Here is a 26093-nt window from a genome sequence, read left to right on the forward strand (position 1 = left end):
AACTGGTCGTCGACCGCAATCCTCGCCCGAATGCCCCGGAGTTCCTAATGGACGTTGCCACCATCCTCGCCGACGCATGGACGCTCGTGCGTGAAAATCTGCCGCACACGCTGTCCCTCCGCCGCGAGATCGTGTGGAAGCCGGACGGCAGCCCGGTCACTTCCGCCGACTATTATCACGAGGAAATCCTCGGCGCTTTCCTGCGTGAGCGCATTCCGGGCGTGCTGCTGGTAGCCGAGGAAAGCTACACGCCGGAGATGGACCTGTCGGCAAGCTGGATCGCCATCCTCGATCCGATCGACGGCACCGAGAACTTCTGCTCGGGCCTCAAGGAGTGGGGCGTCGCTCTGTCGATCTGGCATGAAGGCGTTCACCAGGGCAGCGCGCTGATGCTGCCCGAGATGGACGACGCCATCATCTCCGGCCAGCCGGTGGAGAAGTTCAACTCGCGTATCGTCGGCCTTTCCTCGTCCTACAACGACGAGATCGGCGCCATCGTCGCGGCCTCGCCCGAGAGCCGGATCATGGGCTGCGCGGTATACAATTCCTACAACGTCATTCGCGGCACCTTCGCCCGCTTCGTCAATCCGAAGGGCGCCTACTGCTGGGATCTCCAGGCCGGTGTTTCGCTGGCACTGGAGAACGGCTGCGAGGTCTATCTCGAAGGAGAAATTTACGGTGGACAGCTTCTCGAACCGCATAAGCGACATCGCGTCGACATACGGCACCGACACGATCTTCATCCTGGGTAAGGGCCCTTCTGCGGACGAAGTACCTTCGGAAGTCTACGCCGGTTCGCTGGTCATCGGCATCAACGATGCCGAGCGCATCTATCCGGCCGACATTTCGATCTTCTACGCAGACTGGGTGAAGGAAGCGCTGGCCAAGGAAGGTCCGCGTTCGCGCCTCTACATCACGTCGACCGACTTCAAGCCCACCAGCGGCGAAGTGCTGCATGCGCCTCATGCGTCGCTGACGCAGGAGAGCAGCGATCTGATGATCCAGCGCCTGCTGTCGGACGAAGTGGTGATCGAGGATGTGCTGTTCCTGACCGCCCTGCAGGTTGCCCGCAAGGTCGCGCGCCAGCGTGGCCGCCGCCAGACCGTGTACATGGTCGGCTTCGACTTCCGCGCCGAGGCGGGCAACGCGCAGGCCATCGGGCGTCACTACGAGACGGATTCGGCCGACCAGCGCCGTCTGCGCATCGAGATGCAGGAGAATTTCCTGCTCAATGCGCTCTACATGCTCAAGGATACCGAGGTGGACGTGGTCCACGTCGGACAGCGCCCGTTCTCCCGCCTCGACAGCGCCGAACTGGCAACCGAATTCCTGCCCGACCAGCACAGCGATGGCCGCGACTGGTCGGTGGCCGTGATCGCGGAACTCACCACCAACCACTTCGGCGACCGTGGCCGATTGGAGCGCATGGTGCGCGCCGCGAAGGCGGCCGGCGCCAACTTCGTGAAGGTGCAGAAGCGCGACGTCGAGAGCTTCTATACCGCCGAACAGCTTGCGGCGCCCTACAAGTCGCCGTTCGGCACCACCTTCCGTGACTATCGCCACCAGCTGGAACTGGACCGCGACGATTTCGCGTTCCTCGATACCCTGTGCAAGCAGATGGGCATCAAGTGGTTCGCCTCGGCGCTGGACGAGGCGTCCTATCGCTTCCTGCTGGAAGCCGGGTCCGACGCCATCAAGCTGCCCTCGACGATTTCGGAGCACACCCACTACCTCGAAACCGTGGCGAAGACCTGTGATCGCCCCATCGTGCTGTCGACCGGCATGACCGACAAGGCGTTCGAGAACTGGGTGCTGGAAACCTTCGCGAACAGCCCGGAGCTGAACCTGCTGCAGTGCAATTCGGCTTACCCGACCCCGGCGGAAGACTGCAACGTCGGCGTCGTGCGGCACTACGCGCGGCTGGCGAAGGAGAACCCGCGCATCGTGCCGGGCTATTCCAGCCACGACCATGGCTGGTTCGGTTCAGCCCTCGCCGTCGCCGCCGGTGCCCGCATGGTCGAGAAGCATGTGAAGCTCGGCAATACCGAATGGGCGCATTTCGATGCCGTTGCGCTGGACCTCACCAAGTCGGACTTCAAGGACTACGTCCAGAAGATCCGCGAGGCCGAGATCATCGTCGGTGAGGAAGAAAAGTCGGTGCGTCCCAGCGAACACCACAAGTATCGCCGCTGAGACATCCAGACACCCGACTACCGGAGAGCGCAGTGAAAGTCGTTGCCATCATTCCCGCCCGTTACGGTTCCAGCCGGTTCGAGGGCAAGCCGCTTGCCGACATCGGCGGGGCGCCGATGATCGCCTGGGTCTACCACCGGGTCAGGCGCTCGCAACGCATCGCGCAAGTCTACGTCGCGACCGACGACGAGCGCATTGCGCGAGCGTGCGAGGAGCACGGCCTCGAATACGTCATGACCTCCCCCGATCACGGCACCAGCACGGAACGGCTGAACGAGGTCGCGGGAAAAGTCGATGCGGACCTGTACCTGTGCGTCAATGGCGACGAACCCCTGATCGACCACGCACTGTTCGACCAGATCATCCCTGACGAACTGCCGGGCGATGGCGTCTACGTCGCCAACCTGGCGACCCGGATCACGGCTCCGTCCGAGGTGATGGACGTGACCAACATCAAGGTCGTGTTTTCCAGCACCGGCCACGCGCAGTTCATGTCGCGCGCACCGATCCCGTACCCCAAGAACAGCCTCGATTTCGAGTACCACAAGCACGTCGGGGTCCTGATCTACAACCGCCAGGCACTCGAATTCTTCGCAAGCACCCCGAAGGGGCAGAACGAGAAGATCGAAGACGTCAACGAACTGCGTTTCATCGAGAACGGCGTGCCGCTCAAGATGGTGGTCGTGGAGCCCAGCAGCGGGCTTTCGGTCGATACGCCCAAAGACCTTGAGCGTATCCGCGCCATCGTTGCGGAGAATGGGCTGACTGCGGACTGATGTGGAATGTGGCGGTCTCGCGCCGCCCCTTTCATTGCTGCAAGCCCGGTTAACGCACATTAATTTTCCTACAAAGTGCCAAAAAGGTGATCTGACTGTCTCCACAGACAGGAGGACAGCTTGGCCAATTCACCAATCATCCCACAATCGAAGTACGTCACTCCCGTCGCTGTCGGCTTTGCCGACGGCCAGGGTGCGCTGAGCATCGTCGGATCGGATGTGCCGCTTCCGGTATCCACTGTCCGTAACGCGCCCACCCCTGCTCCCATGTCCGGGTCCAGCAGCACCTCGATCATCGCTGGCCCCTACGCTCCGATCACCGACACTCCGATCCATCTCCAGCTTTCCGGCACATGGACGGGGTCAGTCGCATTGCAACGATCCATTGACGGCGGTGTCACTCGTCAGGGTCTGACCGTCGGCGGCGCACCGTGGGCGCAATTCACCGCCAACGCCAACGAAGCAGTCTGGCAGGAGGGCGAGGCAGCCGCGACGTTCTATCTTGCCATCACCATCGCTTCCGGTACGCTGACCTATCGGGTGTCGCAGTGAGCGGGTTGGACTTCGGCGCAAGGGCGCTGGCGCTCAAAGCCGGCGCCCTTGCGCCGCGCACGTTTGCCGACCTTGCCAAGTCGGCCTTGCATGAACAGATCGACCGGATCGAGAGTTCAGGCCATTCGGACAGGGGCAGAGGCGCGGCCGCCTACGTCTGCGACTCAAAGGCCGATGCGGCACTCATGACCGCACACCCCGCAGCGGTCTTCCCCGCTGCCGCCAATCGCTATTTCCGTCTGCTCGGAACACCCGACGGTTTCGTAACACCAGAAATGCTCGGATGCCCTGCTTATACGCCCGGCGTCAACCAGCAGCCTTATATCCAGGCCGCGATCGACTACGCCAAAGCCGCAGGCCTCCGCGGCGTCTACTTTCCCCAGCCCGTCTACGAATTGTGGAGCCCGCCTCGCAATCCGGCGAGCGGATATGCCAGCACTGATCGCTCGGGCAATTTCCTGGTGATCGATGGCGCCGCGATCTCGCTTGTCGGCCGGCACGGCAACCGGACCCGGCTTCATTGCAAAGGACCGAACGGGGGGAGCCTGGCGACCGACTATCAGGTTGTGAACGTCCCGACTTACGGTGGCGACGTCATATGGCGCGGTGCGGCAGTCATGCTGACAGGCACCGTGTCCAGCGGACTGGTACGGCCTGACGAGCAGACGTTGACACATGTCACGATCCGCGATCTCGTATTCCAATCCGACGCCAAGGGCGTGCGGAATACGGCCTGGCCCGCATACCCACTTTCGCGGGATCCCACAGGCCTGCGTGAAAACGCTTGGGACATCTCGAACAAGGCACTCTACTTTCAGCAGAACGTCCATGTCGGCAATGTGTACATCGAAAACGTCGAGATTCTGGGGTTTCTCGGGGAGGCGATCTACACCGCCGGCGTTTGGGGTACGCCCGGACTCAAGGCAAGCAAGGTCTCGGTTCGAAACTGCGTGGTCAAGGATAGCAACGGCCAGGCGCTCAACCCGAACGGCCCCTCGGTTTTCGAGGTGGATGGCTTCTATGCAGAAAACTGCAGCTTCGCCTTCGAAGGCTGGACCGGGATCGAACTCGGCAAGGTCGTCAATGCCTACTTCCGCAAATGCAATGCCGGCGGCTTTTCCGGCAGCTACATCTACGATGGCCCGTTGCGCAGCGACGGCTCACAGCCATCGTGCATCGTCGATGCTACATTCGAGGACTGCGGTGATATCTATCTCGGCTCCTACGTGCAGGGCCATCTGCGCCTGATCGACAGTTCGATTGCCGTAGTCCCTCACACCGCAACAATGGAAATCAAGGGCATAAACGTCGATGTGACCCTCATGGTTCACGGCGGCAACCTGTCGCAGGCGATACGCTTCGCCGGCTATCCCGGAGCAGCGCAGAAGATCAGCAACAACAACATCCGCCTGAACGTCATGCGTACCAAGGAGGCCGAGGCTGCGGGCTACTGGTGCACCGCAATAGTCAACCAGTCGAACTCGATCGGCAAGAGCAACTATCTCTACGTTCGTGGCCACGCGGCGAATATGGGCACCACGACCAGCGTGACCGATAATTACGTGGCCATCGTGGATGAGGGTATCCAGTCATTCAATGGCGGGTTCGGCACTGCATTCGATCCCAGCAGCACCGCATCGCCAGACATGGGATGCGGATGGGTACGTGCCACCACCTTTTCCGGCGGCGCCACGAACTACACCGTCAATCTGCCTGCGACCGCAATGTATCCCGCCAACGCGGAGATCGTCGTGGAACACAGGGACGCGACGAAGCCCTCGAACCTGATCGAAGTACGCGAAAACGGCGTAGCGCGGTGCCTTGTCGGCCTCAAGGATACCGCCCGCTTCCGCCACAACCGAGCCAAGGCGTCTTGGGAACTGATCAACGTCACGCGCCCGCGAAACGCCACCGCGAGCATAGACGTCTCATCGACCGCCGCGGGCGCGGAAAGCGGTCCCTACACCATCGCGGCCAGCGGATGCCGACCGCACCACCGCGTCGCGGTGACAGTCCCCTCGACCGGCATGTCCGGTTTCGTGATCAGCGCTGTACGCGCGGAAGCTGACGCCATCCGTTTCTGGGTGCGCAACATTGACGGGGCAGGCGTCCTGGATCCCGCTGCGACGGTCTTTACGGGACGATGGTGGATCGATTCCCTTTGACGCCGGCGCTTCAGTTGACGCCGATCTCCGTTATCAGGCTGGCTATATTGTCGCGATAGCGTGTGAACGTGTAGTTCTGCGCTTCCGCCTGAGCATGTGCGCGAAAATGGTCGAGCTTGTCGCGATTCTCGACGAGCTCGACCATTGCCGCATGGAGATGGTCGGTATCGATGGCGTCGAGGACTATCCCTGTATCGGGCGTCGCGGCAAGCGCAGCATTACGCGACTGAATCAACGCGAGACCCGCCGCAAGCGCCTCGTACAGGACGATGCCGGCGCCTTCGAAATAGGTGGGCAGCAGAAATACATCGTGGCTGGCCATGATGGCAGGCACGTCCGCTCGCGCAACCGTAGGTATGAACTCCACGCGGTCGGCAAAAGGCGCGAATGCCTCGCGCGGTATGCCCATCATTCCGACTAGCGTCAGCGTCGCCTGGGACGCCGGGATCCGCGAAATCGCTTCCAGAGCATGCTGGATTCCCTTGCGAGGTATGAGCTGGCCGAGAAACAGAAAGCGTACGGGGCGGTTGCGATCGACCGGAGCAGGCTTCGGGATGCCGCGAAACAGGTTCTCGTCGAAGCAGTATTCCAGGACACGGGTACGCTCCGCCACTGCCGTATCGCGGGTTCCATCGATCAGGGTCTGGCGCGCGAATTCACTTCCCACCACAATGACGTCGGATTGGGCATACTCTTCGTCGTCGCGCTCGATTACCCAATCGGCAATGCGCTCACGACCAACGGGAAAATATGCACCATAACGGTCCATGATCTCGGCCATCATGCGGTTATATACTCGAAAGTCGCCGTTTGTCCGGTCCAGGATGCGCGTTCGTCCATGCTCCGCTGCAAGCGCGAAACTTTCGAGAGAGCTGGAATTATACCCCCAAAGAGCAAAAGGCCGTTCGGACCTTATCTCGCGTTCGAGAAACTGCGAGAAGCGCTTGTTGCCCATCAGGTCCAGTTTGACCGAAAGCTCCTGAAAACCTGCACGGGCGGCAATCCTTTCGATCCATTCGTACATGCCGATGGTCTTGACGAGAGCGGGGTCCAATGCGGGATGTTCGAAACGCCGGAACTCGCTACGGAGCTTGCCTCGCAACTTCGTCGGAAGATAACGCTCGATCCGATACGGCCACTCGTCAGGTTTGTAAAAGATGCTGGTCGCGTAGAATTCCAGCAAGCCCAATTGCTGCACTGCGGTGGCAGTTTGCCAACTATGCTGCGTACCCGGATGAAAAACAGCAATTTTCAAGCTGGAATCCTTTGCATAACGGCACGCTCAAAAGATGAGCGCCTTTTTTGCGTTGCAACGCAGAATGTCAATCGGGTAGGTGTTTCTCCATGGAAACCGCCCGCTGCTCCGCTCGATATTGCCGATGACACATGCAGCACACCCGGCACTTTCGCAGTTGCGGGTACTGTGGGTGTCCCATGGGTTCGGCTATGGCGGCGATCTCATGTATTTCGGCGAAATATTCCGGAGCTTCCGGAATATGGTGCCGCATACCTCCGTGGTGGTCGATGACCGAACGTCATTCAAAAACGCATACGAAATCGCGCTGAAACCGATACTGCATGTGTGGCGCAAGGCCATCAAGCGCACCGCACCCGATGGCCAGATTTACGAGACTGAGATCGCATTCCCCAGTCCACGGTTCGCGGCCCGGCTTGCCGGGGAGAAGGCGGATGTCGTGATAGCTATCGAATTCACGCCTGCCGCACTCATTGCCACAGCGATGACCGCTGTCATGCGCCGCAAGCTGGTCCTGCTGGTGGAATCGGACCCTTCCCGCCGTGGCGGCAGCCGCAACAAAATTGTGCGCAGCATCAAGCAGTGGGCCGTTCGGCGCGCGCACGTCATCCAGACAAACAACGTGCATGGGCAGCGCTATCTGGTCGAGGATCTGGGCGCCCCTCCCGAACGCGTCCGTGTAGCGCCCTACCTTACATCACGCCCTCCGGGCGCATCGGGGTCGATCGAAGCGCATTCCGGCCCGCTGCGCATTTTGTACGCCAACAGCATCAATCCGCGCAAAGGCCTCAGGCAACTCCTTGAGGCGATCCAATTGCTCGATCCGTCCATTCGCGCCGATCTTGCCCTGACGGTGGTCGGCGATGGGCCCGAGCGCGCCGAACTGGAGGCGTTCGCCGCATCGACCCTCGGTCTGGGAGAGCGTCTACGGTTCGTCGGCAAGCGCACTTACGCGGACCTTGGCGCGTTCTATGCCGAAGCCGACGTGCTCGCGAGTCCCTCGCTGGCGGATTACCGATCGCTCGCCGGTTTCGAGGGGCTGGGCTATGGGCTTGCGCTGCTGTCCTCGATCCACGATGGAGCCACCGAGGAAACCGTTGAGGATGGGGTGAACGGCTTCGCCATCGATCCGACCGAAACTGTGAGCCTGGCCGACCACATCCGTCGGCTCGTGGAAGATCGGAATCTCGTATTGGCTATGCGCCAGGCTTCCGCCCGCATCTATGCCGAGCGCTTTTCGCTGGAAACAATTGCCGACAATCTGGCGCAAAGTGTCGCGTTGGCGGCTCGCGCATAGACCTTACAGCGCAGACCTGCGGGCATTCGCCCAAGGCCTGCCGGGGAGATTATTCAAATGATAGAGCGAATGAATAACCCCCGCAACGCTTATCTATGGATGGATGTCTTCCGGGCACTGGCAGCGTCTCTAGTTGCGATCAGCCACATCAGGGACATTGTCCTTAGAGACGCAGACCCATCTGATAAATTAATTACCAAAGCATTCTATTTTTTTACAGGATTTGGACACATCGGCGTTGTCGTATTTTTTGTTCTTAGCGGGTACTGGATAACACGATCCGTTATGAACAAGATCGACAATCAAAATTTCTGGCAGTCATATCTAATCGACAGACTATCCCGCCTGTGGATAGTCCTGCTCCCGGTAATTGTGATCGGGGGAACGCTGGACTGGCTGGGCGTCAACGTGTGGCATTTACCAAACTATATGGGAGACACCGGGGCACACAGCATCCCAGGGCCGATAGCGGAAACGCTGGGCTGGCGCGAACTCATTGCAGCACCCTTTTTCGCCGCCGCCATCCTGGTCCCGGCCCTTGGCTCCAACGGCCCTCTCTGGAGCCTTTCCTATGAGTTCTGGTACTATATCTGGTTTCCGGCGGCTGCGATGCTCGTGCTGCGCAAGCGCATCACGCCAGCGTTGGCTTTCGTCGTTCTGGGGTTCATTTCTCCACCCCTTGCATACGGCTTCCTGAGTTGGCTGGTTGGATCCGCCCTACATTTCGCCATCGTACGCCTGCAGAAGGTACCACGCATGAAAATGGAGGCGGCGGGCCTCGCAGTCGCTTCCATAGCGCTCCTGGCGTTGCTCGTAATCGCCCGGATTGTGCAGTCCGAATGGCTTGACCCCATTCTTGCCCTTAGTTTCGGCATCTTTCTGCTTATGCTGTGCAGGTGCGATCCAACCTGCCCTACGATGTTCAAACCGATAGCAAGCTTCGGCAGCATGGGCAGCTTTTCGCTCTACGCGCTACATTTTCCTCTGGCGATGGCATTGGTCGGGTGGCTATACGGAGGGCTCAGGCAGGAACCTTCGCTGGTATCGATAGCAGGAACTGGAGCGCTGACATTGGCTGCGATCGCAGTGGCGTGGTTTTTCTCTCGGGCAACCGAAGCCAAAACCGATTTGATCCGGAAATTTGCGAAAGATAAAATGAAAATGCAGAAGCACGTGGCAACTGCGTGAACAGATTGCCGTTCACTTCAGCTTCCCGTTTTCGCCAGCGGCGTTGCGGGAGACCGCATCATGTATGAGTGGGTGCTATTCGCCAACCTGCTGGTCTATCTGGCGGTTCTGGCATATTACTTGCGGTCGCCATGCGCCAGCGCGTTCCATCCGGCAACATTCTATGCTGCCGTCCATGGCTTCGTATTTGTCGTGCGCCCTATTCTTGCGTGGCAGGGTAACTACAACAAGGTCTATCAGGTCTACAGGTTCGTTCCCACGCTAGAGGTGAAGATCACGACCATCAGTGTGGCCGGACTGGCATATTGCATCGTGATGGCCTGTCTGATGTATTGGGCACCCAAGCCCGCTGCCAACATCGAAATTCCGTCCGATATCAGGCAGCGACTGCGCTTCCCTGTGCTTGCCATCTTCACGCTGCTGTCGCCGATCGCACTTTATGCAATGCTGAAGTCCTGGGGCGACAGAGCCTACGATACCGATACGATGGTCACCACCGCAGGCGGCTATCGCATCAATACCAGCGGTGTCGGGTATCTCTCCGAGGCACCGAACATGCTCATTCCGCTGTCTCTGTTGCTCGCGTGGGTATTCCGGTTTCGTTTGCCCTCGCTGCTGCCATTTTTCGCTTTCGTGCTGCTCAAAGCCGGCACGGGTGGACGAGGCACGTTCGTTATCGGAACGGCAGCTATCGGTCTGCTCTACCTTTACGAAAACCGTCGGAAGTGGCCGACCCCCAAGATTATGACGCTCTTTGCCGTCATTCTGGTACTTTTCGCGATAGTCGGGCAGGACCGTGGTCGCTCGATCCGCGGGTACTTTATAACAGATCAGGTGGAGATGGCCCGGTACGGCGTGGCGGAAAAGCGCCCGCTTCTGGACGGCATGGATTACGCCAATCTGGAATATACCGAGTTCATCGTGCGGACCGTGCCAAGGCTCACGCACACCTACGGCTATTTTCTCGACAACCTGCAAATCCTGACCGAGCCAATCCCCCGCGCTCTCTGGTCTGGAAAACCGGTCGGACCACCGGTCAAGATGTGGGATCTGTGGAATTACGGCCGCCCGATTGGAATCTCCATCTCGGTCGGGGGCACCGGCTGGGCTCAGCTCGGTTGGCTTGGGGTCGTTCTGTACTCACTCTTCATCGGATTCTCGCTGGCCAAAATTTACAATCTGTTCCTGCGCTATCGCTATGCGCCGCTCATCGTAATCGGCTACTTCGGCTTCCTCGCGGGAACGATCCTGTATATTCGAGACGGCTCGCTGCTGACGCTTTTCCGATCCCAGTTGTTCAACCTCATGCCCCTTACGCTGGTCTATCTCGCGAGTAAGAAAGCTCACCGTCGCGTCAGACTGCTGGGTTTGCTGGGGCCAAAGGCGTACAAGCAATATCTTGCCGATAAGATGGCTGAGCTACGCCGCCGTCGCCAGGTCAACGGCACCTCAGGGCTGAGCGTGCAGAGCCGTCCGTCCGCCCACTGATGCATCTCATTTCCCGAACGCCGAAGCCGGAGACTGACGTGATTGAAGCCGACGGGGATATGAACGGCGCCCTGCCATTGGCCGGATTGAAGATCGGCCAACTCACGGCATCGGCGTCCCGTTTGGGGGGAGGCGTTTCGGAGGCAGTCCTGAAGCAGGCTGACATGATCCGAAGGCTTGGCGGCGAGCCCGTCATCTTCGCCCTCGACGATGCGCACGCAATTGAGGACGCTGCCCGGTTCTCTCCCAGCGCCGTGCATCTTTCACGCATAGCGGGGCCCCGCCAGATCGGCTTCGCCCCAGGTATGGTGGAGGCGCTGGAGAAGGCGCATCTGGATATTCTCCACCTGCACGGGATATGGATGTACCCTTCGCGCGCCGGTGCCTTATGGGCACGTCGGACGGGAAAGCCCTACCTCATCAGCCCGCACGGCATGCTGGATCCGTGGATCACCGCGCGCGGGCGAACCAAGAAGGCGCTGGCCCGCATCGGCTACGAACAGGCAAGCTGGCGTGCGGCAACTGCACTGCATGCGCTGACCCCCCGCGAAGCCGATGACATCCACCGCGAGACTGCAAGAACGGACAGTCTGGTCATCCCGAATGCCGGCCCTGCCCCATCGCCCTTGCCGACGGCGCCGCGTGACGGCAGCTTTCTCTATCTCGGCCGCATCCATCCGAAGAAGAACATCGACGCACTGATCGACGCCTGGAGCGCAAGAGCGGATGCCATGGCGGCGAAAGGCGCGCGTCTGACGATCGCCGGCTGGGGCGAGGATGCTCATGTAGCCCAATTGCGGACCCGCCTCGATGCGGCCCCGGGCACGATCGAATTCGTCGGCCCCCTTTATGGCGAAGCGAAACAGCGCGCCTATGCCGAAGCGAGTTTCTTTGCGCTCCCGTCTCACAGTGAGGGCCTTCCAATGGTTGTTCTGGAAGCCTGGGCCGCGGGTACGCCTGTGCTCATGACGACCGAATGCAATCTGCCGGAAGGCTTCTCCGCCGGTGCAGCACTCGATTGCGGCTTCGATGCCGACAGCATAGGAGCAACGCTCGATGCCGCGCTCTCCCTGCCGCACGACCGCTGGCTCGCCATGGCGAATGCCGCACTTGACCTCGCCGGAGGGCAATTCTCCGATACGGTCGTCGCTGAACGCTGGGCACAGGCCTATCGTGGCATGGTCGATCGCAATCGAGCGGGAATGAAAGCTGCATGAGCCTGCTGGAAGCCGATAAAACCTCCCCCCTCCAGGGTGGTCCTAGCTTCTCGCTCACAAACCGGCTGGCCCGGGTTGTGTGGGGCTTCTCATGGTTCCTGCTGGCACGCTGGACACCGCCGCCCTTTCATGCGTGGCGGCGTCTGATCCTCCGCGCATTCGGCGCCGAGATCCATCCTACCTCTCGAGTCCATGCGAGCGTATCGATCTGGCTTCCGGCAAACTTACGCCTGGGCGCCCACTGCCTGATCGGGCCTGGTGCAAAGATCTACAACCAGGGGCATATCGAGATCGGAGATTATACGGTCGTTTCCCAAGGCGCCTACATCTGCGCCAGCTCCCACGATGTCCGCGATCCGGCCTTCCAGCTTTTGCTGCGTCCAGTCAGGATTGGCAGCAGGTGCTGGATTGCCGCAGATGCTTTTGTCGGACCGGGGGTGACGGTCAATGACCGCGCGGTGCTGGCAGCTCGTGCAGCATTATTTACTGACGCCGAGGCGGACGGCATCTATCGGGGCAACCCCGCAACGCTCATCCGTCAACGCCAACTGCGCGGTTATTCACCCGGCGCCCAAGCTTGATTGGAAGGCCGCCAAAGTCTTTCAGTTCACTTCACCATCAAAGCTCCTGGACCGCCGGTTCCCTGTCCAGCCTGCAGCGTCACACGCTGGACCGGGCATCCCTTCGCCGGCAGATCGAAGCGCACAGGATTGCGCAGGGCTCCGTTGACCGTGTATCCGCCCTGCCCATTTGTATCCACGCATTGCACGCGCAGATATAGCGGTCCCGAGGCTGCACCATCGAATGTGGTCCATATGACTTCATGCGCGCCCGGCCCAAGGCGGCTCACCTTGGTGGCCAAAGGCTTCATGAGCGGATCGGAATTAGTATAAGTCAGCCGATAGACGCCTTTGCCCTCGCGGGAGACATCCGCTTCGATCCCCGGCTCTTCCGGATAGCGCCAGTCGAAGGGTCCCATTGCAGCATCCCGGGCCGCCGTGAACGCCAGCGATGCGGGGGCGCCCGCCATACCTTGACCGCAGACACCGTCCCACAACGCCTGCGCGGCCTGCGCCTTTCCGGCCGTCGCCAGGTTACCCGCCTGCCGCCCGAGATCATTGCAATCGAACTGCGCGCCCTGCTTCGACAAGCGGGTCATCATGTCCGCGAGAACGTCGGGCAGGAGGCCGGTCCCGGCCCATTCAACAAATTGCTGTACCGCTGGCTGATAACCCGCAACGCGATACGCGAAGCGAGCCCTGACGCTCGGCTCCGCCAACATACCCTGCGTCAGGGTGAATGTTCGTTCGTCAAGGCTAAGTGTCTTCCACAGTGCTGCCAGACGATCTCCCGCCACATCCCAGGAACGGATATCGAAAGCCGATGCTGCGACAACCAGTTGCGGCACAGGACTTCGCCACCCCCTCGCAGCCGCCAAAGCTATCGCTTGTCGAGCCAGCGCATCCTTGCGATCGTTCAAAGCTGCCAGACCAAGCATTTCAAGATTATCGCCGGGCATAGGCTGACGGCTCACCAGTAGCTTGGCTGCTGCCAGCGTCCCGACCGTGTCGCCGGAATCGACCGCACGTCGAACCAGCGCTTCCTCGGCAAAATTACGGAACGGAGCCGGCACAAGCTTCGCGAGGTCCGGCTCGCGACGGGCCTGACGGTCGAGCGCATACCCCACCGTCGCGATGGCCATCGCGCCCAGCCCCGCCAGCCACGCCGCGCCGATGGCGAGGCCCGAGGCGGAGCGCTTACGCAGGCTCTTCGTTGTCCCGACCATACGAATAGTAGTTGTAGCCGTAGTATTCCTGCTCGCTGCCGCCGCTCTTCGGGTCGAACTTGTTGAGCACGATACCCAGGATCGGCGACTGGATCAGCCTCAGACGACGCAGCGCAGTCTTGACCGCACCGCGGTGGAAGCCACTGGCATCGACCATGAACAACACGCCATCAGAGAGCTTCGCGATCGCCGCAGTATCGGACAGACCCAGCATCGGCGGGCAGTCGATAACCACCGAATCGTAGGCTTCCGCGAGATCGGAAACCAGTTGCGCCATGCGATCGCCACTGAGCAGCAACGCCGGTTCGGGCGGCATGGGAAGCGCGCTCAGGTAGCTCAGGTTCTCGACCTGCGAGGGCACGATCAAACTATCGACGGGGACGTCGCTGACAAGCGCTTCGGTGAGACCCGGAATCTGCCTGCCAATGGTGCGGTGCAGCGTCGGACGGCGCAAGTCGGCATCGACGAGAAGAATCCGCCGTCCCAGTCGAGCCATGTCGGCCGCGATGGCATGCGCGCTGGTTGTTTTACCCTCGGACTGGCCCGAACTGGTGACGACCAGCACCTTGGGGAAACCATGGGTCGTCGAGTAGCGGAGGTTGACGACGAGCGAATGGTAAGCCTCGCTGATCGGAGACTTCGCGTCGTTCAGGTTGTCTGCCGCAGCGCCTTCCTCCTGGATCGGAATGACCGCCAGTAGCGGCAGATTCAGCTTGCGCTCGACATCCGACGGGACACGGATCGTGTCGTCGAAGGTTTCCTTGAGGTAAACGAAGAATGCCGCACCCAGGCAGCCCAAAACAAAGGCCACGAACAGGTTGATGCCCATTTTCGGCGAAGCGGGAGTCTCCGGCACTTCGGCGCTGTCGATCAACGAGATGTTGTTCGAATTGGCCCCCGCCGTCGCGTTCAGCTGGTTGTATCGCTCAAGCAGCGCGTCGTAGAGTGCGCGGTTGGTGTCGGCCACGCGCTTCAGAATATTGTAGTGGACGCCATTGTCCTGCTCCGTGAGCGCGGACTGCTGCAGATCCACAACCTGCGACTTCAGCGAGCCTTCCTTGGCCTTGATAGCTTCGAAGTTCAGGTAGATCGAACGCTTGATCGAGGTCGCAACGGTATTGATGCGCCGATCGATCTCCGCAATCTGCGCACGGAAAGTCTTGATCGTCGGATAGTCGTCGAGGTGCCGCGTGCGCTCATTGGCAAGCGCAGCCTCAAGCCCCGCCTTCTGCTTGAGCAAATCCTGGACGACGGCGTTTTCCTGAACCTGCGGAATGTTCAGCAGAGGCTCGCCTGATATCGTGCGCCAAGCGTCTTCCGCGGCGATACGCTCAGCGGTCGCAGCGCCAGCTGCAGCATTCGTCTGTACAAGCGCATCGTTGGTAACCGACAGCGTCGATTCCTGCGCGGCCGCTTCACCCTGCCCCGCGACGCGGATCAGGCCGGCGGCGCGCGAATAGCGATTGAGATCGCGTTCGGAGTTTTCCAGTCGCGTGCGCGCCTCCTCCAACTGGGAGGTCAGGAACTGCCGCGCGTAGGCCGAACTCTCGAACTTCTGGTTCAGGTTCGACTGGATGAAGTTCTGGGCATAAAGGTCGGCCAGCTTGGCCGAATATGCGGGATCGCGGCTGGTGACGCTAATGCTGACGATGCTGCTGTTGGCAGGCAGGTTCACTTCGAGTGCTTCGGAAAGCAGATCGACCGCATCCTTCAGCCGGGCCGGCGCGGTGCCTTGCGCCCGCTCCGCGCCCATCGCTGCATAGAACCGAGGATCGTCGATCAGCTTGCCGCTCGCGATCACTCGCTGCGCCATCGAGCGCCCCTTGATGATGTCGACCTGGGTCTGAAGGAACCGATCTGCGTCGAAGCTTTCAGAGGTCTCGCGAAGATTGCTGCCCTGAATGATCTCGTCTGCCTTCTGGTTAACCAGGACACGCGAGAAAGCGACGTATCTGGGCGTGATCATCAGCGTCAGCGCCACGCCGGCCGCGAGCGCAAGGCCCACGATCACCACTACCCACTTGAGGTTGCGCCGAACTGCAGCAAGGATCGCGCGCAGATCAAAACCGAAGGGCGAGGAAGAACCCTCTTCCTCCAGATCGTAGATGAGGCTCGCCTCATGCTCCATGGATCGTGCCTGCAACTGCTGCTCCACCCTCATATATCAATCACCGGAAACCTCGTTACGATGTCGTGCGGCAGGGAGTACCGCCTGGTCCGGGTTTCCGTCAGACCTTCGGCAGGGGGCCGCTGAACGGCCCGCCGCGCCCCTCCCCTATTGCTAAAAGCCCCGCTACTCCGCCTCGACACTTCCCTTTCCGGTCGCCTTCGCTCGACCATCACGGCCTTGTGCGGCAAGCATCGCGACCAGCAATGCTGCGGCGCACATTAGCGCCTGATTTCGCAATGGATAGTCCAGAACCGACTGGAAAGCGATACAGCAGATCATGACGACAGCACCGGTCGTCGCCGGCTCGGCCCTGCGCGTCATGCTGCGCCATGCCGCAACCGCAACCCATCCCGTCCATGCAGCGGCGAGCAGAACTCCGGCGAGACCGGATTCCAGAGCCTGCTCCAGCAGTTCGTTATGCGCGCGACCGGCGCGTGTCGGTTCGAGGTACTCGATGGATTCGTCGATCTGGAACACCTCGTCGAATGCACCGACGCCAGCCCCCACCGGCCAATAGCGCTTCGTGGCGACAAGCGCATCGTCCCAGATCCAGAGGCGAACCGCCTGGATATCATCGAAACGCGCGAGCGCCTGACGAGCGCGGTCATTGTTCTGTGCGACCAGGCCCGCCCCTATCGCCGCCACGACCGCCAGCACCGCGATACCCAAAGCAACGCCGCGACCACGCTGCCGCACAAGGGGCAGCAACCGCCAGGCAAGGTGCAGCATGGGCAGCAGAGCAAGCGCCATGGCAGAGCGTGAACGCGTCAGCACAACGGCGACGCAAAATACGAAAACGAGCGCGTAACGGATCACCGAAGTGGGATCGCGAAGCGCTCCTCTTCCCACCTGCATGCGCGAGACCACGGCTGCAAGCGCGAGAACAAGGAAGAGTCCGCTGGAGTTACGGTTTGCAAAGGTGCCGAACAGTTCGCTCGAGCCGTGCGTTTCGGCATAGATCATGCCCGTCGTGCCGCCAGAAGCCATCTGCACGCCGCCGAGAAGAATGACGGCAACCCCGCCTGCAATGACGACATCCAGAATGGCGCCTCGACGCTCGGGAAGCCGCAGCGCTAGCAGCAGCACCGTAAAGGGGGCGATCAAACCGGCGAGGCCGACGAAAGTACGTGCAGGAGCGACGCTCAAAGGCCGCCACGTCTGCGCCTCCCCGATCAGCGTCAGGGCTTCGACTTCGAGCGCTCTGCCCGGGAGCCCTTGCCACAATAGAGGGGGTAGCGGCACGAGTTGCAGCACCGGCACGGCCATCGTCAGTCCGACCAGCAACACCAGTCCTGGACCCGTGCCGCGCAGCACGTTGAGTATCGCAGGCCCGTTGAATGCAAGCAGGGCGATCGCCGCAAGCTGCACGATCAGGTTGGCCATGCCTGCGCCGACGCCGCCGCCACCGGCGAGCAGAGCCACTATGAGCAAGGCGCAAAGTTGTTGAAACGGCGGAAATATGAAGACAGTCGACCGCCTGGATTTCGGAGCACTGGAAAGCTCTTTACCAGAGGCCAACTTCATCCTCCCGCACGGCGCGGACACCCGAAAATTCGGTCCGCAGCGCCCACAATAAAGCGGGACGCGATCCAGGCAAGGTCGCCCGGACAAAACAACGCCCGGAAGCAGCCGAGCTGCGTCCGGGCGCCGTAATTCACATCAAGTCGTCGGCTCAGTTAGCGCCGCGCGACTTGTCGTTCTTGTCGATAGCCTTGTAGAGGCCGTAGCCACCAGCGCCGATCGCGAGGAGAAGAACGACGAGCAGACCGCCCGACAGATTCTCTTCCGAACGGACGGTGGTCGAGCTGCGCGAGCCGAAGTCGGTCAGCTTGTTAGCCGAAACGACCGAACCGGCAGCCGCGGTGCCAGCCTGGGCAGCCACGGGAGCAACGACCAGGCCGGCAGCGGCGACGGCCGTAAGCAGATTGCTAAACTTCATGTTGCCTCCTGAAAAGACGCGGATGGACTGTGACGTCGCCTCTGTATATCGCAGCGCACAATGGAAGGCAATCTGAATTACGGATGTTCCCTTATACACACATGGAAGCAAGGTTTTCCGGGCCTCTCCGCCTTCATCCCATTTTCAATCGCCCGATCGACCGTGCAATGCGAGCGACATTTCGATGCTGGTGACTGATTCGCTTTTCCTGACAAGCACTTCGCCGAATCAGAGGTGGCATCGCCGCAGGATTATCGCCTGCATGTTTGCCCTCGGTTCAATGCTTATACATGGCGTAGCCGAGGCGCAGAGCGTTCCGGCCTGGCCTGTTGCTCTGCGCGCGCAATTGGTCCGCATGACCGATGTCGGATACCGGCTGTCGACCACGGCAGCCCCGCTATGTACCGAAAAATCGGGACAAACCGGCCTGCTGATCGATCACATCGCCGCTTACGGCGATACCGACCAGGCAGCGGTCAGAACCGCGCTCGGGCTGACCGATCTGCCCCAGGTCGCCGCTGTTGCGCCCGACAGTGCTGCAGCAAAAGCAGGCGTTCTGCCGGGAGACGATATTCTCGCCATCGAAGGGCGCGATACTGCGGCTATTCTTGCGCGATCTGCTGCACCGCAACTCATTGCCGACGAGATCGAGGAGATGCTCGCCTCTGCCACACCGGGCAAGCCCCTTCATCTCGCTCTACGGCGCTCAGGGCGCTCGGTATCGGCCGAACTGTTGCCGGTGGAGGGCTGCGCGGCGCGCTTCGTCGTGAAGACCGGCAAGGGTATCGAGGCATTCAGCGATGCCCGCAATGTCGGCCTTGGCATCAAGCTGGTCGCTTTTACCGGCAGCGACGATGAATTGGCGCTCGTCGCCGGGCACGAACTCGCGCACATCGTCTATCATGACGCCACCGTGAAAAGTGGTCTTGGCCAGCGAGCCAAGGAAGACCGTGCGGATGTCCTCGGTGCGTCTCTGGCCCGCTGCGCCGGATATGATGTCGAGCGCGGGCTCAAATTCTGGCCGCGCTACAAGAAGCAGGACTGGCTGCGCTTCTTTCGCGACCCGAGCCATCGCTCTCCCGACGCCCGCGTGGCGCTCATCCGCGCCAAGGCCGTGGACGGCCCTTGCCCGCCGCGCCTTTAGCCTCCCGTCGCGACAAGAGATCATGCAGCAGCTGAGCTCTTCACAAAGTCGGAGGACGCCGCTACCGCACTGCACAAAGCGGATCGCCGCGCAACATCATGCGTAAATGCATGCCTCGTCAGGTGGTTCGCGACCGCATTCGTTGAGGCTTGATCTGCGCATGGCGTTGGTGGCATCCACATGCGAAGGTATCCAGGTTCCGAACGGGCCTGCCGTAGCTTCCATCGGCAGGAACGCCCGATGGTTGCAGGCATGGCGCCACGTCAGGGAGACGTCCGATAGTGCTTCAATACCCCAGGCTTTGCGGCCTTTCGGTTCTGGTTGCGGCCGCAACGGCCATGGCCGGGTGCTCCTCGACCACGCCGAACCCCAACCTTCCGGTCGGCGCGGCCGCTTATGATGTGATCCCCGCCAAGGCCCCCTCGGTCGAAAACTACCTGGTCACTCCCGGAGACGTGATCGCGGTCAATGTCTTTGGTGAGGAAGGCCTCAGCAACCCTCAACTCCGCGTCGACGAAGCCGGATTCATCCAGCTTCCGCTTGCCGGGCAGATCAAGGCTGGCGGCCTCACCGCGCCCCAATTGTCGAGCGCGATCGCTTCCGCTCTGGGCGGGCGCTATCTCGTCAATCCGCAGGTGACGGTGGCCGTCGTCGAGCCTGCCAAGCGCGTCGTTTCTGTCGAAGGCGAAGTCAAGACGCCAGGCGTCTACGAGATCGGCAACAAGTTCACGCTGCTGTCCGCCATTGCCCGTGCGCAGAGCCCGACGGATACGGCAAGGCTGGATGAGGTGCTGATCTTCCGCACGATCGACGGCAAGCGCATGGCCGCGCGTTTCAATCTGAAGGACGTGCGCTCGGGCATTGCGCCTGATCCCGAGGTCATGGATGGCGACGTCATCACCATTGGCCGCTCGGCGGCTCGGGCAGTCTGGCAGGATATCCTGCGCGCCGCCCCGATCTTCAACGCCTTCGTCGTTCTGGGAACCAACTAAGACTTAGATCCCCTTGCCGGTTCATGCTGCGGGATCCCCTCGCAGCATGAACCGACTCCGGGTGCGCACAGCACAGGCCTGAGCCGGTTCGCGCGAGAACTCGGCGCGTCTGCGCAAAACAACCGACGTTTCTGCAAACGAAATCATTACATTGACTTGCGCCACGCGATGCAAGTCCTTCCGGCTTAATCCGAAGACGCTGTTCACCATCCGCAAGCACCGGCGCATCGCGCAACATGCCCAAGACAGGCATGGCGGAGAGTTTTTGCATTGCAGCAAATTCAATAGAGGCCTATGCGTAGTACTCTATTTTTGAACGGGATGTCGAAAAGATGAGCAATTCCGGCAGCGGCAGTTCCAAGGTCGCGCTGATCACCGGCGTTACCGGTCAGGACGGTTCCTATCTCGCTGAATTCCTGCTGGAAAAGGGTTACGAGGTCCATGGCATCAAGCGCCGCGCCTCGTTGTTCAATACCGCCCGCGTCGATCACATCTACGAAGACCCTCACAAGCACGGCTCGAAGTTCAAGCTGCATTACGGTGACCTCAGCGACACTTCCAACCTCACGCGCCTGATCCGCGACATCGAGCCGGACGAGATTTACAATCTCGGCGCGCAGAGCCACGTCGCCGTCAGCTTCGAGGCGCCCGAGTATACCGCCGACGTCGATGCGCTCGGCACCCTGCGCATCCTCGAAGCCGTCCGCTTCCTGGGGCTCGAGAAGAAGACCCGTTTCTACCAGGCCTCCACCTCGGAACTCTACGGTCTGGTGCAGGAGATCCCGCAGCGCGAGACGACGCCGTTCTATCCGCGCTCGCCTTATGCCGTAGCCAAGCTCTACGCCTACTGGATCACGGTGAACTACCGTGAAGCCTACGGCATGTATGCCTGCAACGGCGTGCTCTTCAACCATGAGTCCCCGCGTCGCGGCGAGACCTTCGTGACGCGCAAGATCACGCGCGGCCTCGCCAATATCGCGCTCGGTCTCGAACCCTGCCTCTACATGGGCAACATCGATTCGCTGCGCGACTGGGGCCACGCCAAGGACTACGTGCGCATGCAGTGGATGATGCTGCAGCAGGAAGAGGCGCGCGACTTCGTGATCGCCACCGGCGTGCAGTATTCGGTGCGCCAGTTCATCGCCTGGTCGGCCAAGGAACTGGGCGTGACGCTCGAGTTTTCGGGTGAGGGCGTTGAAGAGATCGCTACCGTCGCCGCGATCGAGGGAGATATGGCTCCGGCGCTGGAAGTCGGCGATGTCGTGATGCGCATCGACCCGCGCTACTTCCGCCCGGCCGAAGTCGATACGCTGCTCGGTGACCCGAGCAAGGCCAAGGAACTTCTCGGCTGGGTGCCGCACATCACCGTGCAGGAAATGTGCGCCGAGATGGTCGCGGAGGACCACAAGTCCGCCCGCCGCTTCGCACTGCTCAAGGAACACGGCCTTGAGATCCCCGTCAGCGTCGAAGGCTGACGGTCGGAACGACAGGGTATGCAGAAAGGGCCGGTCGGACAATCCGACCGGCCCTTTTCATTTGTCCGCTCCGGTCGGGAAGCTCAGCCTTCTACTTCGGCCCGCAGCGTGCCCAGCTTGCGCTCCCACGCCAGCGCGTGCTCGACGATGGTCGGCAGGTCGTCGTAGCGGGGCACCCAGGGGATCGTCGCCTTGATGCGGCTGTTGTCGGAGATGAGCGCATCGGGATCGCCCGCGCGGCGGCCTTCGAGGCGGCGGTCGATCTGCAGGTTGGTCACGCGATCCACCGCGTCGAGCACTTCCAGCACCGAGAAGCCACGGCCGTAACCGCAGTTCATCGTCAGCGACCGGGCAGGCTCCGCGATCAGTGCTTCAAGCGCGAGGACGTGGGCGTTCGCAAGATCGGAAACGTGGATGTAGTCGCGCACGCCGGTGCCGTCAGGCGTATCGAAATCGGTGCCGAACACGCCGACGTGGGTGCGCTTGCCCAGGGCAGCTTCGACGGCGACCTTGATGAGATGGGTCGCCCCTGCGGTCGACTGGCCGGTACGGCCCTGCGGGTCTGCCCCCGCCACGTTGAAATAGCGCAGCGCGCAGTAGTTGAACGCATGCGCCCGGCCGACGTCCGCCAGCATCGTCTCGGTCATCAGCTTCGACATGCCGTAGGGATTGATCGGCGACTTGGGGCTGTCCTCGGTCACCGGCGAGACTTCGGGAATGCCGTAAGTCGCTGCGGTCGAACTGAAGATGAAGTGCGGCACGCCCGCCTTGATTGCCGCGTCGATCAGCGCGCGGCTCTTGGCGGTGTTGTTGTGGTAGTACTTGAGCGGGTCGGTCACCGATTCAGGCACCACGACCGAGCCGGCGAAATGCATGATCGCGCCCTTGCCGTTGCCCATGCCCTGTTCGGCAAATATCCGGGCGAGCAGTTCGCCGTCCTCGATGTCGCCCTGGTAGAAGGTCACGCCCTCCGGAATCGCAAAGCGAAAACCGGTGACGAGGTTGTCGATCACCGAGACGGGCCAGCCCGCATCCCTGAGTGCCAGAACCGCATGACTGCCGATGTAACCGGCGCCGCCGGTCACGAGTACGGGATGCTTGATCGTCATGATATCCCCTGCGCTGTCGCCTGTCGGGGCGAGCGGGAGTGGCCCGCGCCCGATCCGGCGACAGCGATATGGGGGAGGCCGGGAGAGGTCAAACGGTTCCGGCGGTGTCATCCATTATTGCCGGACCTCAGAACGCCATGCTGAGCGAGGCGCGCGCTGAAAGGTCGGTGCCGGTGCTCGCCTGCTCGGCACGGGCGGTGATCTTCCAGGTGAAGTCGTAGCCGCCCGCGAGCACGCTCGCCTCGCCGATCCATGCGCCCTTCAGGCTGTCGCCCGCGATAGTGAAGGCTTCGCCCGCATCGTAGCTGTCGCCGCCGTTGAAGTAGGCGGTAGTGCTGCCGAGCTGACCACTCAGCACTTCGCGGCGACCGGCCTCAATCTGGAAGGTCAACGGGCGCCAGTCGGGCGAAATGGTGCCCAGCGAGTAGGATGCGGTCACGCTCGGCGTGGCGGTCAGCATCCTGCTGGTACGTCCTGCGACAGTGAGCGCCATCGCATCGCTGTCGGCAGTTTCGTCATAGCCCTTTTCCTTGAGCCACATCTGCTCCAGTTCCACCTTAGGCTTCAGGCTGAAGCGGCGCGACATGTCGAAGCGGTAGGACGCACCCGCCAGTCCGGAGAACAGCCACCCCTTCCAGCTGCCGTCGGCGGCATAGGAAAAGTCGGTGTCGTCGATGGTGCCGGTGTAGGTACGGGTGGAGTCGATCGAGATGCGCGATGCACCCACGCGCGCCCACGCGAGCAGCGGCCCGTTGGAAGTGCGCCAGAACAGGCTGAGGTCATGCTGGCCGATGTCCAGCTTGCCGGTGCCCCCGTTGTTCTTCACCGAACCCTGCATCCACGCATAGGACACGCCGAAATAGCCGAGGTCCGTGCGCCGCTCGACGCCGCCGGAAAGACCCCAGCCGTTCGCCTTGTAGCCCGCCGTGCCGGTCGCGTCCTTGCTGGCGCGCCAGTAGATCGGCTCGAACCAGCCGCCCACATCGGAGATGTCGAACAGCGTGGTGTCGTCGCTGATATGCCGTGCGGCAAGGCGGTCTGCGGTGGTGACCGCCTTGAACACGCCGCCGGCGTGATCGGGGACCAGCCCTCCGACCTGATCGCGCAGCGTCGCGGCGTCGCCGACGTCGAGCAGGCTGGCGGTCATGCTGTCGTCGTTCTGCGCGGTCGCGTAGATCGCATCCCACACCGCCGCCTGCGACTTCGTGAGCCCCAGTTCGTCGGTCGTCTTGCGCGACAATGTCAGGTAGACGCTGTCGTCGTCGCTGCTGACCGAGCCGTTGTAGATGAACGGCGTGTCCACCGCGTAGTTCAGCGCACCCTCGACCGTCAGATTGTCAGATGTCAGCACGGTGTAAGTGCCCTGCGCTGTGGCGAGGCTGTTTACCGTCGCCGTGACGCTGGCGCCGTCCGCCAGCGTGGCGCTGTCGGTGACGATGGTCGAGCTTTCGGCTCCATCGACATAGACGCCGATCGTGCCGCCCGAACCGACGGTGAGGCTGCCGAAACTGACCGTCGTCGCCTCGTCCGGGATCAGGGTGCCGCCGTTGACGGTCACCGCGACATTGGCCGCGTTGCCGAACTGGCCGGAATATTTCGCGCTGTCGTTGATCGTGACGGTGCCGGCCTCTCCCGCGAAATCCATGGTGCCGGAGAAGATCGAGGTGCCCGAAAGGCTGGCCGTGGCCGCGCCGCTGCCGAAATAGACGTCGCCCGAATAGACCGCATCGTCAGACAGCGTGAGCGTATCGTCGCCCGCGCCGAAGTAGGTATCGCCGACGATCTGGCCGGTGGAAGCGGCCAGCGTGTCGTTGCCCGATCCCAGCCGGATGTCGCCAGTGATCTTGGCGTAGACGGTGGTGTCTTCCTCGTCGTTGTCCTCCTCGTACTCGGCGCGCGTCTCGGCATCGTCGTCGTTGAGGTACTGGGTGACGGTGACACCGGTGGTGTTCGCCGAAAGATCTATCGCGGTGCGGGTGTCGGTGCTGGTGCCGCCCGCGGTGATGTAACCGGTGTTTTCGAGCGAGGTCAGCGTCCCCGACAGGTCGCGGATGGCGGTGGTCGAACCCTCTCCGCCCGAGGTCAGCGAGGCGGAGATCGTGCCGCTGTTGTAGAGGCTGGTGACGGTGCTTCCCTGATTGATGAGCAGGGCCACCGCCGACTGGTCGTAGGAAGTGGCGTTCAGCGTGCCTGACACGCCGATGCCGTTGGTCAGCGTGACGTTGCCGCCCTGCCCACCGATGACGAGTCCATAGGCGTCGGTGTTGCTGTAGTAGGAGTTCGAGGTCACCGAACCGTCGATCACGACCGAATAGGTGCCCATGTTGCCGGTCACCGATCCCACGGTGATGTCGCTGGTGCCGCCGACCTGCAACGCGGGGCCGTTGCCGTAAGTGGTGATCGTGCCGGTGCCTTCGTCGCTGTCGTCTACACCATCGCCGTCCTCGTCGTCGTTGTCGTTGTCGTCGTCACGGTCGACCGGGGGCGCGGCCACGTAGATGCCGCCATCGACATTGCCGGTGATCGAGACTGCAGCGGTGCCGGTGCGCAATGCCTCGCGCGAGAGGACCATGGTCGTGCTGTCGTCGTTGACGAAGGTGTAACCCTTGGTCAACGCGCCCTGGATGGTGACGGTGCCGCTGACGTCGCCCGCCACGTTCAGCGCGCTGGAACCCTTGCCGACCACCGAGACGGTGCCTTCTACGGTGACGTCGCCATTGACGCCCTTCGTCGAGATGCCGACTGCGTTGTCGCCGATCACCGAGATCGTGCCGGTGTTGGTGACCGATCCGGTCCAGTCGCCATCGAGCACGATGCCGCCCGAATTCTGCCCCTCGACCGAGATCGTGCCTTCGTTGAGGATCGTGCCGGAGGCCACGCCATTGACGTGGATGCCGTAACGATTGCCCGCCGAGGCGATGCCGCTGGTGACGATGTTGTCGCCGTCCGCGTCATCGAGGACATAGTCCTCCAGCACCGAGATCACCCCGTCCTCGCCAATGTTGATGGCCGAGGACGTGCCCGAATTCACGGTGATCGCCGATGCGCCTGCCGCCCCGCCCATGTCGATGGTGCCGCCCATGGTCACGGTGGAATTGCTGTCCACCGTGATGCCGCTGCCGCTCGCCAGCGTGAGCGTGCCGTCCTCTCCGATGGTGATGTTGCCGGCGGTGGAGGTCTTGAGCGCGGTGGTGGTGTCGGTGGTCACCGAAGTATCGGCAAGGACCGGCGAGGATGCGATGGCGAGCGCGAGTGCGCCGAGACTGGCGGTGCTTTTCAGCGAGGGCATTTTCTGTGCGTCCCGAAAGGATGGTGTTGCGGTGGTGCGAAGAGGGGAGAAGGGCTGC

At 61.7% G+C, this 26093-nt stretch carries 20 protein-coding genes; 13 read left to right on the plus strand and 7 right to left on the minus strand.

Annotated elements, in window-relative coordinates:
* Positions 1 to 47: 47 nt before the first annotated feature.
* The 5 genes from LO787_RS06490 (at position 48) to LO787_RS06510 (ending at position 5686) form a co-directional block, all read left to right on the plus strand.
* Positions 48 to 752 carry an inositol monophosphatase family protein gene (locus tag LO787_RS06490; RefSeq protein WP_232495034.1) on the plus strand — a complete coding sequence of 235 codons (705 nt, stop codon included), beginning with the start codon at positions 48 to 50 and terminating at the stop codon, positions 750 to 752.
* Positions 679 to 2193 carry an N-acetylneuraminate synthase family protein gene (locus LO787_RS06495; RefSeq protein WP_232495035.1) on the plus strand — a complete coding sequence of 505 codons (1515 nt, stop codon included), beginning with the start codon at positions 679 to 681 and terminating at the stop codon, positions 2191 to 2193. The genes LO787_RS06490 and LO787_RS06495 overlap by 74 nt, the downstream gene beginning before the upstream one ends.
* 32 nt (positions 2194 to 2225) lie before the next feature.
* A complete protein-coding gene (locus LO787_RS06500; RefSeq protein WP_232495036.1) occupies positions 2226 to 2969 on the plus strand; it encodes a 3-deoxy-manno-octulosonate cytidylyltransferase in 744 nt (247 codons plus the stop codon).
* Between the two features lie 120 nt (positions 2970 to 3089).
* Positions 3090 to 3521, plus strand: coding sequence for a hypothetical protein (locus LO787_RS06505; RefSeq protein WP_232495037.1), 432 nt, complete (start codon positions 3090 to 3092; stop codon positions 3519 to 3521).
* Complete coding sequence (locus LO787_RS06510; RefSeq protein ID WP_232495038.1) at positions 3518 to 5686, plus strand: hypothetical protein; 2169 nt, start codon at positions 3518 to 3520, stop codon at positions 5684 to 5686. The genes LO787_RS06505 and LO787_RS06510 overlap by 4 nt, the downstream gene beginning before the upstream one ends.
* A 10-nt stretch (positions 5687 to 5696) precedes the next feature.
* Here LO787_RS06510 and LO787_RS06515 read toward each other — a convergent pair whose 3' ends face one another.
* The gene (locus LO787_RS06515) at positions 5697 to 6941 is read right to left on the minus strand and encodes a glycosyltransferase family 4 protein (protein WP_232495039.1); all 1245 of its coding nucleotides are present in this window, start codon (positions 6939 to 6941) and stop codon (positions 5697 to 5699) included.
* Between the two features lie 124 nt (positions 6942 to 7065).
* Here LO787_RS06515 and LO787_RS06520 point away from each other — a divergent pair, with 124 nt between their 5' ends.
* The 5 genes from LO787_RS06520 (at position 7066) to LO787_RS06540 (ending at position 12712) form a co-directional block, all read left to right on the plus strand.
* Positions 7066 to 8238 carry a glycosyltransferase family 4 protein gene (locus LO787_RS06520; RefSeq protein ID WP_232495040.1) on the plus strand — a complete coding sequence of 391 codons (1173 nt, stop codon included), beginning with the start codon at positions 7066 to 7068 and terminating at the stop codon, positions 8236 to 8238.
* A gap of 69 nt (positions 8239 to 8307) precedes the next feature.
* On the plus strand, positions 8308 to 9426 hold the full coding sequence (locus tag LO787_RS06525; protein WP_232495041.1) for an acyltransferase family protein: 1119 nt from the start codon (positions 8308 to 8310) through the stop codon (positions 9424 to 9426).
* Between the two features lie 60 nt (positions 9427 to 9486).
* A complete protein-coding gene (locus LO787_RS06530; protein WP_232495042.1) occupies positions 9487 to 10914 on the plus strand; it encodes an O-antigen polymerase in 1428 nt (475 codons plus the stop codon).
* 38 nt (positions 10915 to 10952) lie between these two features.
* Positions 10953 to 12131 carry a glycosyltransferase gene (locus tag LO787_RS06535; protein WP_232495043.1) on the plus strand — a complete coding sequence of 393 codons (1179 nt, stop codon included), beginning with the start codon at positions 10953 to 10955 and terminating at the stop codon, positions 12129 to 12131.
* Entirely contained in the window at positions 12128 to 12712 is a 585-nt protein-coding gene (locus tag LO787_RS06540) for a DapH/DapD/GlmU-related protein (protein ID WP_232495044.1), read from the plus strand. Before LO787_RS06535 ends, LO787_RS06540 begins: the two co-directional genes overlap by 4 nt.
* A gap of 26 nt (positions 12713 to 12738) precedes the next feature.
* Here LO787_RS06540 and LO787_RS06545 read toward each other — a convergent pair whose 3' ends face one another.
* From LO787_RS06545 to LO787_RS06560, 4 genes are all read right to left on the minus strand, one after another.
* The gene (locus LO787_RS06545; protein WP_232495045.1) at positions 12739 to 13833 is read right to left on the minus strand and encodes a hypothetical protein; all 1095 of its coding nucleotides are present in this window, start codon (positions 13831 to 13833) and stop codon (positions 12739 to 12741) included.
* Between the two features lie 55 nt (positions 13834 to 13888).
* Positions 13889 to 16072 (minus strand): GumC family protein, encoded by a 2184-nt coding sequence (locus LO787_RS06550; RefSeq protein WP_232495046.1) that lies wholly within the window; start codon positions 16070 to 16072, stop codon positions 13889 to 13891.
* Positions 16073 to 16210: 138 nt separating this feature from the next.
* Positions 16211 to 17509, minus strand: coding sequence for an O-antigen ligase family protein (locus LO787_RS06555; protein ID WP_232495047.1), 1299 nt, complete (start codon positions 17507 to 17509; stop codon positions 16211 to 16213).
* A 250-nt stretch (positions 17510 to 17759) separates the two neighbouring features.
* Positions 17760 to 18026, minus strand: coding sequence for a hypothetical protein (locus tag LO787_RS06560; protein WP_232495048.1), 267 nt, complete (start codon positions 18024 to 18026; stop codon positions 17760 to 17762).
* A gap of 184 nt (positions 18027 to 18210) precedes the next feature.
* Between LO787_RS06560 and LO787_RS06565 the strand changes: the two genes are divergently transcribed.
* The 3 genes from LO787_RS06565 to gmd all read left to right on the plus strand — a co-directional run bounded on the left by LO787_RS06565 (position 18211) and on the right by gmd (position 21637).
* Complete coding sequence (locus tag LO787_RS06565) at positions 18211 to 19170, plus strand: M48 family metalloprotease (protein ID WP_232495049.1); 960 nt, start codon at positions 18211 to 18213, stop codon at positions 19168 to 19170.
* Between the two features lie 338 nt (positions 19171 to 19508).
* Positions 19509 to 20162: a polysaccharide biosynthesis/export family protein gene (locus tag LO787_RS06570; RefSeq protein WP_232495050.1), complete on the plus strand. Its 654-nt coding sequence runs from the start codon at positions 19509 to 19511 to the stop codon at positions 20160 to 20162.
* Between the two features lie 332 nt (positions 20163 to 20494).
* Positions 20495 to 21637, plus strand: a complete 1143-nt coding sequence (gene gmd / locus LO787_RS06575; RefSeq protein ID WP_232495051.1) for a GDP-mannose 4,6-dehydratase — start codon at positions 20495 to 20497, stop codon at positions 21635 to 21637.
* Positions 21638 to 21720: 83 nt separating this feature from the next.
* Here gmd and galE read toward each other — a convergent pair whose 3' ends face one another.
* Positions 21721 to 22746 (minus strand): UDP-glucose 4-epimerase GalE, encoded by a 1026-nt coding sequence (galE, locus tag LO787_RS06580; RefSeq protein WP_232495052.1) that lies wholly within the window; start codon positions 22744 to 22746, stop codon positions 21721 to 21723.
* A 127-nt stretch (positions 22747 to 22873) separates the two neighbouring features.
* Positions 22874 to 26035: an autotransporter outer membrane beta-barrel domain-containing protein gene (locus LO787_RS06585; RefSeq protein WP_232495053.1), complete on the minus strand. Its 3162-nt coding sequence runs from the start codon at positions 26033 to 26035 to the stop codon at positions 22874 to 22876.
* Positions 26036 to 26093 lie beyond the last annotated feature (58 nt).

The sequence above is a fragment of the Novosphingobium kaempferiae genome, from assembly GCF_021227995.1.
In the GTDB taxonomy this organism is placed as follows: domain Bacteria; phylum Pseudomonadota; class Alphaproteobacteria; order Sphingomonadales; family Sphingomonadaceae; genus Novosphingobium; species Novosphingobium kaempferiae.